Genomic DNA, 12,782 nt, shown 5'->3' with positions numbered 1-12,782 from the left:
TGACGAGGTTTAGATGGGTCCGAAGGCGCCTGTAACGGAGAAGGATTTGTTCCGGCATCCACTGCGCGAACAGATCAATCTCAAGCATCCACTGGTACGGCTGGCCGAGCTGATCAATTGGGAGCGGCTCAGTGCATCGATGAGCGCGAGTTTCGTTTCGGGTAAAGGCAGACCTGCGAGTTCGCCTCGACTGATCGCTGGTCTGCTGTATCTGCAGCACGCCTTCGACCTCTCGGACGAGGATGTTGTGTGGCAATGGGTTTAGAACCCGTACTGGCAGGTTTTTACGGGCGAGACGTACTTGCAGACCGAACCGCCGATCGATCCGTCCAGCCTCACGCGATGGCGCAAACGGTTGGGAGAAGCCGGTGTCGAGGAGTTGCTCGCCGAGACGATCGACGCGGCGAAGCGTGCCGGAGTGATCAAGGCGTCGAGCGCGAAACGCGTAATCGTTGATACGACCGTGATGCCCAAGGCGATCGCACATCCGACTGACTCGCGACTGCTGGAGCGCTGTCGTGAACACCTCGTGAAGGCAGCTGCGCGGCACGGCCTGAAACTGCGTCAGAACTACAACCGCGAAGCACCACGCCTGGCCACCCAGATCAGCCGCTACGCGCACGCGAAGCAGTACCGGCGGATGAGCAAGGCAGTGCGCACCCTGCGCTCGCGTGTCGGCCGCGTCATGCGCGATGTCGAACGGCAACTCGACACGGTGGTTGATAACAGGCGAGCTGAGCTGCAGGAACTGATTGCCCGCACGAAGCGAATCCTGACGCAGAAGACGAAGGACAAAAATAAGCTGTATGCGCTGCACGCGCCGGAAGTCGAGTGCCTGGCCAAGGGTAAGGCGCGCACGCCATACGAGTTTGGCGTCAAGGTGTCGATCACGACGACACACCGGGAAGGGCTGGTGGTGGGTGCCCGCTCGATGCCGGGCAATCCGTACGATGGACATACGCTGGAAGAAGCGCTGGAGCAGGCAGCGATTCTCAGCGATGTCAAACCTGAAATCGCGATCGTCGACCGTGGTTACCGGGGCGCTGAGCCAGACGGGGTGAAGGTCTACCATCCCGGCCTGCGACGCGGCATCACGCGCACGTTGCGCGCCATGATCCGGCGGCGCAGCGCGATTGAACCAGCGATCGGTCATATGAAGGCCGACGGCAAACTCGACCGGAACTGGCTCAAGGGCGCGCTCGGGGATGCGATCAACGCAGTGCTATGTGGTGCCGGCCACAACCTGCGCATGATCCTCAGAAAGCTGCGGCGTTTTTACGTCCTTGTACTTGTCGCATTGCTCAACCGCTCCGCGGCTTCCGCTTCGACACCATGAACGGCGTCGTCGCCGAAAACGAATTATTCAGACCCGACTGATGAGAGTCCGGTCAGCGTATTCCATCGGGGACCGCCGGCCTCGCGCCGGACAGTGAAGTCCGGAAGCATGGCCGCAATCATTACCTGACCTTCGTTGCAAATGAGAGCCTTGGCAAGCCGGGGGCGTCCATGCATGGTGTACACGGGTCGGGCGGCATGATCAGGCGGCCAGCGCTTGAGGAGCCGGTGTGCTTTCAATCACCGGAGTGCCGTCCTTGAAGGGAATGCCCTTCAGAAGCGGTTCGAACTTGTCGACGCCGCGGATCTTTCTCCAGGTCTGCTCGGCCGCTTCAATCAGCTTGAACGCCACTATCTGCACTAATTGGCGGGGCGGGCAGGCTGATCCTGTATTTCGGCGATCGCGTCTGAAATAGTGTCCCGCATGGCGATTAGGTCGTCTCCGTTAATGACGAACCCCTGCCAGCCAAACCCAGGGTGCCGCAAATGGAGCAAGATACCGTCAGTCATCGTTTCTAGGCTAATCTGCCACGGCGGAAAGGCAACGGACTCCAGTTTCTGATTAAGGTCGGGGGGCGCAGTATCGATCTGCGGCACCATATTCAGACGTACGCGCCCTAATGTCTCGATTAATTTACTTAAATTATTCGCATTCATCCGTACAACGGACTCAGGAAACGCCAATGTTGCGCGGCTGTCTCCCTTTGAATCCAACTCAAATGTTACAACAAAGCACGATGAATCAGCGTCAGGATCTATATCACTCAATTTTGACCTCTCGTTTTACGGTTGTTCCACGCCGGTCGGGGCTGGAGTTTGTTGAGGCGCTGCCTGCTGACGGCGCATCCTGTCAAGATCGAAAAGGTTCAGCGTTGCCCCCCCTTCAGTTGGACCTGTCGGCCTCGGCGGAACTACCGGATCGTCCTTATCCTTGATGAGATTGTTATCCGATCTATATGCACCCTGCACACCTTGAATGTGATCGTAGCGATTTTGTGTCACCGCAAGAGCAGTAGCCCGGTCTCTGATAATGACAGGGCGCAGGAATACAAGTAGATTGGTTTTGGATCGGGTTTTATTTTCGGAGCGGAACAACGGGCCGAGCCACGGGATATCGCCAAGCAGCGGTACCTTGCTGTTGCTAACAACATAATTGTCCTGCATCAAGCCGCCTAACACAATAATCTCACCATCGTCTGCAAGTACAGTAGATTGAATCGAGCGCTTAGTGAATTGTGGGCCGTTTGGATTGGTCGATACGTCGGTCGTGGAGCCTACGATCGAGGAAGTCTCCGTAGCGAGCTGTAATTTTAGGATGCCACCCTCGGTGATCTGCGGTTTAATATCCAGCGTCAAGCCGACATCGACCCGATCAACAGTGTTAAGGGTCGACGGGTTGCTGCCGCTGGTACTTGTGAGACTGGCATAGGATTCCCTTATAACCGGCACGTTTGTACCGACGACAATTTTTGCTTCCTCATTGTCAAGCGAGATGATGTTTGGTGTCGAAAGAACGTTTGCATCGGAGGAATTTGCAAAAGCTTGCAGCAGAGCGCCAAGACCTTGCACACCGAGGAAATTGCGTACTAGACCTATATTGAGCCCTTGCGATAGCCCTGCAGTCGCGAGACCAGTTGCGCCATTCGCAAGTGCACCGCTCAAATTTACGATGCTGTTTCCGCTTCCGGTCGATAGATTCGTACCGCCTACGACAGTGTTGTTTCCGATCTGCCACTGGATTCCAAGATTTGCGCTGGTATCCGAATTCAGTTCGACAATAAGCGCTTCGATATAGACCTGCGCGCGCCGGGAGTCCAGTTCGTCGATAACTGCACGCAGATTACGGTATACCGGCTCGGATGCCGTGATAATTAATGAATTAGACGCAGCATCCGCTTGGATCATCCCGCCTTGCTGATTATCATCGCTTTTATCTTTATTGTTTCCAAGTAGACCAACCGCACTGTTCGTCCCACTTGAACCAGACTGTGAACTACCAAAGGGAGGCGATGAAGATGAGCCAGAGGGTAACGGCGGCATCCCTGATGTGCCAGTTGAATTGCTGCCGAAGGACGAGGATGAACCGGCATTCTGATTGCCTGTATTTGTGCCCTCGCTTGAGCTCGAACCGGTATCACCGCCTTTGCCGAGCATTCCCCGCAGAGTCTCTGCAAGCTTCACCGCATTAGCGTTACGCAGCGGCACAACGTGCATATTACCAAGTTGCGCAGTCGGCGCATCCAGCTGCTGTGCCAGTTTTTTCGCTTCTAATAGCCTTGCGTCGTTCGACGCACGCACCAATATCGAATTGGTGCGTGCGTCCGCGGTAACCAAAACCTTCATCGTGGCATCGGTGTTCCCAATTGCTCCAGGATCAAGCATCTTTGCGAGTTGCGGTGCCGCATCAAGCGCATTCGCGTTTTTCATTAAGACGACTGCTGAGTGCTGACCCGGTGTGTCAATGCCTGCGATGATTTGTCCAATTCGCTGTACATTATCCGCGTAATCGGTGACAACGATTGTGTTATTCGACGGATAGGCGGATACCGTGTTGTTTGGTGAAATCAACGAGCGCACAACAGGCAAAACGTTGTTGGCCGACGCGTTTCTTAGATGAAATATCTGCGTGACAACTTGATCGCCGCGTGCAGGTGCAACGTTGCCCACATATGTCGGGACACCCTGCAGCTTTGCATCGGCTTCGGGCACCACCTTCAGAAGACCATGGTCTTGAACCAGAGAGAACCCTTGCATACGCAACGATGACTGTAGCGTCTTGAGAGCCAAGTCCTCGGGCACCGGATTTTCCGACACAAGATTCAGTTGTCCGTTCACACGGGGGTCAACAACGATAGTTTTGCCGGTCGCAGCTCCGATAGCCTTCGCCACCTGATCGATGTCTGCATTGACGAAATTTAGCGTTACCTGCGCATACACGATGTGCGTGGTGATCAACCCAACCGCTAGAAGTGCCATCGCGACAACTCCCAAAACCTTACGATCTCTTCTCATGGAATGTGATGTGTTCCCACCGATTGAGTTGCCCAGACTGGCTGCCGCCGTTCGGCAAGGGTGATGGATTATGCCTAGGGGAGATGACACGAGCACCTCGATTACTGCCTGAGTGAGGGAATGTCATTTGTTAATAGAACGCAAACGTCGTCGCCCTTACAGTGCCATCCCGCTCCGGATCGCATAAAGGTTGGCATCGCCGTGAGCAACTGTACGCCAATCACGGACGCGCTTTGTCCTAGGTCAAACATCGAAGATGGATCTGACCTGTGGCCACGACAGACCAGCGAAAGAGCGTGCGCGCCTTAAATTTGACGCGATCTTATGCAAAAAACGTAACTTTGTGGAATCAAATTGTTTTGATACGTTTTGGAAGTTTCTTTGATAGAAAGCCGAGTGCGATTATGCACATAGGAGATTTCATGAAAAGGCGATAAGGCGCCTGCTCTCAAAACAGATCGATCAGGATGCGCTCCAATCCGTTGGCCGTGTGACCCGTGAAGAGAGCTTTCACGCCATCGAGAGAGTGAACCTGCGGATCAAATTGGTCGACGGAAAGAGGATTCGGGGATGGTTCATTTGCAGTGAACACTTGTCGGTTGGTTGTGGTGCAAATAGCGCTCAAGGATCGGTTAGAGTGTCGCCCTGACCGATTTGAGAAGCCGCGATGAACAAGCGCTGAAGAGTCTGGACGGGCTATTCGCTGGCCGTCATTTTGACCGTGAGGTGATCATTCTTTGTGTGCGCTGGTATCTGCGCTACAAACTCAGTCTGCGCGATCTCGTCGAGATGATGGCTGAGCGAGGGTTGTCGCTGGCTCACACGACGATTCTGCGTTGGGTGCGCCGCTATAGGTTCTGTCGCGGTAAGAATGAGAGTTTAGAGCGTGTTAGGAACTTTGAAGTACTGACACGGCGTGGACAAGCATGAGCATTGCGAAGACGACGAAATGAAGCCCAGCGAGAGTTTCGGGGAGCCGTTCATAGTCACGTGCGAGACGCCGGAAACGGTTGAGCCAGCCAAAGCTGCGCTCGACCACCCACCGGCGGGGGAGCAGAACGAAACCCTTTTTCGTTTCTTCGAGTTTGATCACCTGAAGGTCAATGCCCTCGTCGAACGCAGCCTGCGCTGGCTCTTTGCCCGTGTATCCCTGATCGGCAAATGCCACCTTGACCGTTCGTCCCGTTACCTGCTGGACCTGCCGCGCAAGCTCCGCTACCTGTGCGCGCTCCTGTTCATTGGCTGGGGTCACGTGTACCACCAGCAACTGTCCCAACGTGTCTACTGCAATATGTACCTTACTACCGCGCTTGCGCTTATAACCGTCATAACCCGCACGCGGGCCGCTCTCGCAGGTCGACTGTCTCGTGCGGCCATCGAGGATGACCGCGCTGGGCTGTCCCCGACGGCCCTGTGCCACGCGTATCACCGAGCGCAGGTCACTCACCATGCTCTCAAAGCAGCCAGCCTGCAACCAGCGTTGAGTCTGCTGATACACCAGCTCCCACGGCGGGAAATCATTGGGCAGCATCCTCCACGGCGCGCCGGCACGAGCCATCCAGCGCAATGCATCAAACATGTCGCGCAGTTCGTATTTGCGCTGGGGCGCGTCAACGTCCATCAGCGTCAGATACGGCGCCGCGAAACTCCATTCCTCATCCGACACATCAGTCGGATACCCTTTGCGGTCGGTTGTTTTCATCCCGCCAGGATACCAGGTCTCAATCGAAGTTCCTAACACGCTCTAGTAAAGACCCGATACGATACGGACTACTTATCCAGCCAGTGAATAGAATTGCTGTGCGGGATTCTGATCGACACCACCATCGTCCATCTGCCCCTTGACGATCATGTGCATAACTTCGATGCCGCCCAACAGGATGCGGGCACAACGAAATTTCTTGAATCCAAGCATCGGTCGGGTCCGGCGCTTGATCGCCCGATGATCCTGTTCGATGGTGTTATTCAGATACATTTTCTGGCGGACCTTGATCGGCACATCCCGCGGGGCGTTGATCGCTTGCAAGGCAGCCAGATTCGATCCGCTCCTGTCGATCGTCACGGTCTCGGGTTCGCCATTCTGGTCGATTGCCTTTTCGAAATAGGCCCGGGCTGCAGCCTTGTCCCGTCGGGCTCGCAACAGAAAATCAACGGTGTTGCCTGCCTTGTCGACAGCCCGATAGAGATACCGCCACTCACCCCTGATTCGAATGTAGGTCTCGTCCATCCTCCAGCTCTTGCCGACCGTCCGTTTGCGCCGTCGAAACGCCTTCCCCAGGACCGGCAACAGTTTGAGTGCCCAACGATGAACGGTCGAATGATCGACCGCAATCCCGCGCTCGGCCATCATCTGTTCGAGATGACGCAGGCTCAGCGGATAGGCCACGTACCACCGAACGACAGCAACATCACGTCCAGCGGGTAATGCAAGCGTTTGAGTACTTTTCCCACACCCGGACTCAGCTTCTCGGTCATCGATCAAGTCACCCATTAAGGCCCGTCAGCATACCAGACTGCCTTATTGCGACAGATCCCGACGAACCTGTCGACGTGCTTCATCAGCGGCCAGTCACTCAGCACTGCTGCCATCGCAGCATCGCGCGGCCGGAGGAACAGCAGGAGACCATGTTCAGGGCGGCCGCCCCAAGCCTCAACATCCATGAGGAGCGCCCGCAGGTTCGCGAGCGCGCTTTCGACGTCGATCGCCGCCACCGCGTCTTCCAGGCACACCACAAGTGAGCGCAATTCCGAGATCTTGGTGCCGAAAACCACGTCCAGCATGTCACCGCGGGTAGCCGGCATGTACAGAGTCGCCCCGAGGGCGAACGCGGAAATGTCGCCCCTCAGCTGGGACTTCGTGTGATTGTCGCGGCACGATACGGACCCAGGTCCGCGCCAGCTTCCTCTACGGTCACGCCCGCGCGGTCAGTGAGATGCATTAACAATTGCACGTCGCTGTCGTTGCTATCACGTACCAGAACGTGATCAGGCACACGACGCAGAACCGCTCTGGTTGCTTCAGCGATACCCGGCTTCACGCGATTCAAGTTGAAGGTGCCAAAACGCGCTGCCAGTGAGGACACCACGTGATCAGCGGACGCTTGGAGGTCCAATCGCTGTTCGTTGGTCCATGGAATTGCGGGATAAACTTCGCCCAGCGCCCCACGTTCGGCCTCGATCTTATCGATGAACTCTCGGGTTACGTCATGCTTAGGCAGGTGGTCGTATGTCACGCAACCATGAAGCCCACCTTGAGTCGGCCAGATGGTGCGGGATATGAGGCCCGACACGGTTGCACCGAGGATGCCGGACGGAATTACCCAGTCCTCTGCAGAGCCAGCCAGCCAAGCGCGGCCGCAGGGGTCTGCTAGAACAACGAGGCGAGGCTCCGCTGGGAAGCGCTTGTCGTCGTCCAAGGTCCGCTTGAGCTCATCGGAGATTGCGCCTTTGCCGGTCCAACCATCCACGAAGGCGATCTTTTCGGCCCCATGCAGCTGGATGATGGCTTCCAGAGCCACCATGTCGATCCCGCGATCGCGAATGATGCTGACACCGTAGTGGTGAGTATCGCGGCCCATTTCGACGAGTGCCCGGCGCAGCAGGACACCGAGGGGGACGCCTGCGCGAACAAATGAAACCAGGGCGATGCTCGGCCCGGTGTAAGCGGCACTCAATGCCAATGCCAATGCCTGAACATTGGAAGCCATACGAGTGCCGTTCCGCGCCAGGGCATGGGTGTAGAGACCCTTGTGCACGTCGGTAGGAGCCTGCTCGAAGCTTATCATCTCGGAGTAGTGCTTCCGGTTCGTCTGAATCAGAAGCTCCTTTTCCTCAACGGTAGTGAAGCTCATCTGCACGCGTTGCAAAAGGAAATGCACATCTTCAGGGGCGTAGCTGCCGCTGCCGACGGTGCGCAGGGTGGCGAGAGGATTACTCATTGATGAGCTCCTTCACTACTGTTGCCAGTTGACTGCGCGCCGGCGTTGACCACATGTGACAGAGGTCCATGAACCCCAGGTCGGAGATGCTGTCACCGAAGCCCAGGACCGGCCGCTCGCCGTGGACTTCACGATCGCGGCGCAACCATTCTTGAACGGCGAAGCGTTTTTCCAAACCCGCAGGCAGGAGGGCGAGGTTGTTTCCATTAACGTGGGTGTGCATGCATTCCAACATGCTTCGAGATTGAACTTCGGTCAGCAACTCGGTGAGCACCGAGTCGTCGGACTCGTTGTGTTTGGTCAGCACGTAGTGGCGCAGACCTTTCTCTTCAACTACCCAACTGCGCAGGGAGTAGCCCAGTTCTTTGCCGATTTGCAGGGTGGCCTCCCTCAGTGTCGACAGCCGGTCTTGAAAGGTCCGGAGCGACTCGGCCATCTGTGCGTGCCAGGGCTGGTCAAGCGATCCGTCAGGGCGGAGCATCACGCCACCATGGGAGCAGATTGCACCTTCGGTGAAAGGAAGCTTGACGCGGTTGTAGGCCTCCACGCTACGTGCGGTAACCGGAACGACGTCGGCCGAGGCCAGCAGCCAGTTCAGGAAGAAGTTCTGGACCGGGTTCATGTACCCGTTGGGCTGCCCATGCACGTCCAGGGTGGCGATGATTCGTGGGGTGGCGTCCGCCATCTTACTTGCGGTCTGGAACAGGGTGTCGTCGAGGTCGACGAATATCAGCGGGCGATTACTGCTCATCGAGAATTATCTCCGCATTCAGGACATCAACCAGTTCTGCAGGGAGCGCTTGCGCCGGGGTTTCGGTGCAGACAAGAACTCGGTCGAATTGACCGGGCTTCACGTTGTAGAGGAAGTTCGGAATACCGAGGCCATAGTTGTCAGGAAACGACAGCGCGTGCTCGATGGCGTGGCCTATGGCTATAGGGGACCTGGTGGTAGCGCTGAAGTAGACGTCTGCCCCGGCTCGCTCCGCGCGCTCCGCCAGCAGGAAGGGACGCCAGACGAACTCACCGGTACCCACTACGACGACTTTCTCGCCGGGCTGGATCTGAATGTTCGGTGCGAGCGTGTCGTCCACGTGGCGAACGCCCAAGCGCCCCCAGTCATTGCGGGGTGAGAGAGGCCATCCGCCTATAGAAACGGCGCCGACACCTAGCATATCCGGCGGGGGCGCGGACTGATCTTCGTGGAACTGATACGAGCCGCTCAGCAAGGATACGGCGGTGGTCGACTCTCCGATGGCCTTACGCACAGCACCCCCAGACCAGTCCGTCAGGACGCACGTGACCACTCGCTCGATCTTGTTCAGGCCGGCTTCGATTAGTGCGCGGTGCAGGTTGAGAAAGGTCTTGCCGGTCGAAGCCTCATCATCCACCAAGATTAAAGATCGGGCCTGGAGCATCAAATCACGAACCTCGGGATCGACTGGCAGGTGGATTAAATGGGTGCTGGCATGACTGTGCTCTTCCTCGAATCGAGAAAAGAGGTCGGTACCCAAAGGATGACGGGTACTGGTGAGGTACACGCTGTCGGAACGCGTGGCACTGTAAGCACGGTGCACGCCGGCACCGAGGCCAACTGCGGCTTCGGCCACGCCTATTACCAGCACTGGGCCGGGCAGGTCCGCTGGGATCTCGCTGACGAGGCTCTCGAAACTGGCAGCCATGATCGATGGCCGCGTCGGCACGAGTCGTCCCAGAACTTTTGACACGAAGAGGAATGCCCGCTTTGGATTCCGGCGCTCTGCGAAACCGAACAGGGTAGCTGCGGGCAAGGCGGCGGCGTCGACTTTGACCTCGAGCAGTCCCCGCTTAAGTTGAGCGCGTAGGAACGTCGGTACTACATTGCTGTCCATGAACTGCTTCCTTGCGAAACGCTGATCAATGAGCCGATTGCCGATTGCCGATTGCCGATTGCCGATTGCCGATTGCCGATGGCTTGGCGGTGCGACTCGCGGCTTTTAAAAAAAGGACGGTCGTCGACGGCTGATGCTAAGCATCCGCGCGGGTGTATTTCCGGGGCACGGCTCTTTTCGGCATTCTTCGTCGACGGCGGTGTCGCGAAGATCGTGGCATCCACCGGCGTGCCTTCTTTCATCCCCGCGCTCGCATAGCGCGATGCCGATCTCATCGAACAGCTTTCGCGTCAACTCATGCTGCGACCAACAGGCGCTGAAACTTCACAGCGTGGCGGCATTCGGTAGGTTCTCGCGCGCCAAGCCGATGTCCGGGAACGCGCGCATCGCGAAACTGTCGTTCAGCGCGTCTTCAAGGCCTTCATCCGTCAGGCCGTACCACTGTTCAAGAAAGTAGATCCGCAGCATCCGCTCAGGTCCTATCGGCGGGCGGCCCCCTTCGCCTTTCGGGTAGTACGGCCAGTTCGCCAACAGCAAGCGCTCCCACGGTACCACTTTCTCCATCTCTGCAAGGAAACGCTGACGCCTGATCACTTGCTTCTTGTCCAGACTTCCTACTTCTGCAAGACCGAGCTACCGCTTCATGATCGTGGGACCGATTCGTGAGCCTCCTGCTACAACGTCTTCGTCCTCATCACCGACGACCGCGTAGCCGATTGATCAGACTTTCCCAAGTTTGATGCGAGGTCGAGGACCTAACAGGCTGTCGAAAATCGCCTCGTTTTGACAACCGCGGCAATGTTTAAAGGGATTTCGTATGCAATTCGTCGCTGAGTTGCACATGGATCGTCCGGGGCACACCACAGGCGAGTGAGCCAGCCGGCGCGTTTTCGCCCGGTGGCCGCGTCCCGGCGACTCATTGCGCTGCTCCTCGCGGCACGGCCATCAGTATTCGGGCCATTCCGGTCAGGTTGCTCGCCAGCATCGTCAGTCTGAAGTGCTGGTGACCCGCTTGATGCCTCGATAGTTGGTCTGCCGAATTCTGCCAATGGTCTTGCCCCAACCGGAGTACTCTTCGATGCGTTTAAGTTTCACCTGGTTGATGCCATAACCGGCGTGCCGCGAAGCGCGCCCATCAATCGCGCTTCCGTCTTGATGAGCAACGTTGCGCGCCACATGGGGAGTCACGTTGCGCGTCCGGCAATCACGAACAGAGTCGCACATGTCGTAAGCCTTGTCGGTCCCAACAGGATTTGGTCGCGAAAAGGAAACAGTCATAGCAAAGCGCGATATCATAGGATTGCTTATTTCGCCAGCGAGTAGACTTGCTAAGTAGCAGATCGTTGAATTGTTCGGGTATGTGTTCTGGCAGACCTTGATCGGCGTCTCGCGTTCGGCGGTGAGCGCTTGTAGCGCCGAAACGGCTTCTCTAAAACCGGCAACAGTTTGAGTGTCCAGCGATGCACAGTCGAATGGCGAACCGAAATTCCTCGTTCGCCATTCGACTGCTCGAGGTGACGTAGACTCAGCGGATACGCAGCGTACCGGCACACGCAGAGAAGGATTACGTCAAGCGGATAATGTAGGCTCTTGAGCACCTTCGCCACCGCGCGATTCAGGTTCTGCTTCATCGGCCAGATCGTCCGTCTTCGGGGCCTCAACATGGCAGGTCCCTTATTGGGAGAAAGCCTTGGTCATTTCTTTAGTCGGACGCCGATGCCCATGCACGTTCACCATGCTCCGCGACGACCCCAACTACCAACCACTTTAACTGCTTGATCACTTCATTCTGATGGCTCATCGATCGGATCGAACTTCATCACTGGATGAGCTTCGTAGCCCTGAAAACACTCACCGAAACGGCGTCCACTCGGATCGTTGAAGGTGTGATCGGGCAATCCTAACGGCAGTTCATCCCTGATACAAGCATAACTCGCTTAAGTCGGCATAAGTAGAATTTATGTGGCAAGGAAAAGTGAGCTGCTTGGATATAAGCCGAATTTATTTCATATTCCTAGTCGCGCAAAATAGAATAGGGCCCTGCCTCGGTCCACCGCAGTATTGTGCCGGTGCCGGGGTACCTTGGTCCTTCTGAAGGAGGCAACGTAGCGTCGAAAGGGTGTTGGCCGCCCGAGCCCCGAAGCTGATCATTAGGCCATCAGGCTGTTGGTGCTATTTGAAAGCGCGGTTTTGTAGACAAGCCGGCGGTTGGCGTGACGAGGCGTAGACGGTCGATGCGCTGCTGCGCCCCCTCCTGCAATGGCTAATGCACATCGTTATTTCGGGATGGCGATTGATCAGCATTGGCGGTCCACAAAAAGGCGGCCGTTGACAAAAGGGTGGCGATCTGATCGCCGCTTGACGCGCGCAACGACGGGTAGGCGACACCGCTCAAAAATTGTCCAGGAGAGGTACCTGAACAACATAGCGTCACGTGAGATCGCTGCGCCATCAAAGGCATCATCAAGCTGATGTTCGCTTCAGGAATTTTTGGATCTGATGCGTCATTCTGTCGGGCACATAGAGATCATGCACATGAGTCGAAAAGGGTAAGTATGCGACGCTTGCAATTCAAGAGTCCCAGTCGAATAGTGCTATTCCGGGGCCACGCAACAGAAATTTCTGGTTC

At 56.6% G+C, this 12,782-nt stretch carries 8 protein-coding genes and 6 pseudogenes; 2 read left to right on the top strand and 12 right to left on the bottom strand.

The window, feature by feature from the left end:
- The first annotated feature begins 13 nt into the window (after positions 1 to 13).
- A pseudogene (locus tag G5S42_RS41700) lies at positions 14 to 1,336 on the top strand (IS5 family transposase).
- A 201-nt stretch (positions 1,337 to 1,537) separates the two neighbouring features.
- Here the strand turns inward: G5S42_RS41700 and G5S42_RS41695 are convergent.
- The 3 genes and pseudogenes from G5S42_RS41695 to gspD form a co-directional block, all read right to left on the bottom strand.
- Positions 1,538 to 1,687, bottom strand: a pseudogene (locus tag G5S42_RS41695) (IS256 family transposase); the annotation flags it as partial.
- 8 nt (positions 1,688 to 1,695) lie between these two features.
- Positions 1,696 to 2,103: a hypothetical protein gene (locus tag G5S42_RS41690; protein WP_176112392.1), complete on the bottom strand. Its 408-nt coding sequence runs from the start codon at positions 2,101 to 2,103 to the stop codon at positions 1,696 to 1,698.
- A gap of 15 nt (positions 2,104 to 2,118) precedes the next feature.
- Positions 2,119 to 4,347, bottom strand: a complete 2,229-nt coding sequence (gspD, locus tag G5S42_RS41685) for a type II secretion system secretin GspD (protein WP_176112391.1) — start codon at positions 4,345 to 4,347, stop codon at positions 2,119 to 2,121.
- Positions 4,348 to 5,034: 687 nt separating this feature from the next.
- On the opposite strand from gspD, the pseudogene G5S42_RS41680 reads away from it, so the two are divergent.
- Positions 5,035 to 5,199 (top strand): annotated as a pseudogene (locus tag G5S42_RS41680) (IS6 family transposase); the annotation flags it as partial.
- Positions 5,200 to 5,236: 37 nt separating this feature from the next.
- On the opposite strand, the gene G5S42_RS41675 reads toward G5S42_RS41680, so the two are convergent.
- The 9 genes and pseudogenes from G5S42_RS41675 to G5S42_RS41635 all read right to left on the bottom strand — a co-directional run.
- Entirely contained in the window at positions 5,237 to 6,049 is an 813-nt protein-coding gene (locus G5S42_RS41675) for an IS5 family transposase (RefSeq protein WP_176112390.1), read from the bottom strand.
- A gap of 72 nt (positions 6,050 to 6,121) precedes the next feature.
- Positions 6,122 to 6,822 (bottom strand): IS6 family transposase gene (locus tag G5S42_RS41670; protein ID WP_176112389.1). Its coding sequence is split into 2 segments (ribosomal slippage): positions 6,122 to 6,747 and positions 6,747 to 6,822, totalling 702 coding nucleotides; the frame shifts between segments, so codons are not numbered across the junction.
- A 15-nt stretch (positions 6,823 to 6,837) separates the two neighbouring features.
- Positions 6,838 to 7,182 (bottom strand): HpcH/HpaI aldolase/citrate lyase family protein, encoded by a 345-nt coding sequence (locus G5S42_RS41665; RefSeq protein WP_312883738.1) that lies wholly within the window; start codon positions 7,180 to 7,182, stop codon positions 6,838 to 6,840.
- Between the two features lie 8 nt (positions 7,183 to 7,190).
- Positions 7,191 to 8,285 carry a cysteine protease StiP domain-containing protein gene (locus G5S42_RS41660; protein WP_176112388.1) on the bottom strand — a complete coding sequence of 365 codons (1,095 nt, stop codon included), beginning with the start codon at positions 8,283 to 8,285 and terminating at the stop codon, positions 7,191 to 7,193.
- Positions 8,278 to 9,036 (bottom strand): HAD family hydrolase, encoded by a 759-nt coding sequence (locus tag G5S42_RS41655; RefSeq protein ID WP_176112387.1) that lies wholly within the window; start codon positions 9,034 to 9,036, stop codon positions 8,278 to 8,280. Before G5S42_RS41655 ends, G5S42_RS41660 begins: the two co-directional genes overlap by 8 nt.
- Positions 9,026 to 10,153, bottom strand: coding sequence for a phosphoribosyltransferase domain-containing protein (locus G5S42_RS41650; RefSeq protein WP_176112386.1), 1,128 nt, complete (start codon positions 10,151 to 10,153; stop codon positions 9,026 to 9,028). Before G5S42_RS41650 ends, G5S42_RS41655 begins: the two co-directional genes overlap by 11 nt.
- Positions 10,154 to 10,305: 152 nt before the next feature.
- A pseudogene (locus tag G5S42_RS41645) lies at positions 10,306 to 10,762 on the bottom strand (transposase); the annotation flags it as partial.
- Positions 10,763 to 11,069: 307 nt separating this feature from the next.
- A pseudogene (locus G5S42_RS41640) lies at positions 11,070 to 11,401 on the bottom strand (IS5/IS1182 family transposase); the annotation flags it as partial.
- Between the two features lie 155 nt (positions 11,402 to 11,556).
- Positions 11,557 to 11,784, bottom strand: a pseudogene (locus G5S42_RS41635) (IS6 family transposase); the annotation flags it as partial.
- Between the last annotated feature and the right edge of the window lie 998 nt (positions 11,785 to 12,782).

Source organism: Paraburkholderia youngii (genome assembly GCF_013366925.1).
Classification (GTDB): Bacteria; Pseudomonadota; Gammaproteobacteria; order Burkholderiales; family Burkholderiaceae; genus Paraburkholderia; species Paraburkholderia youngii.
The sequence above is the reverse complement of the archived record's forward strand: the minus strand, read 5'-3'. Positions and strand labels throughout refer to the sequence as shown.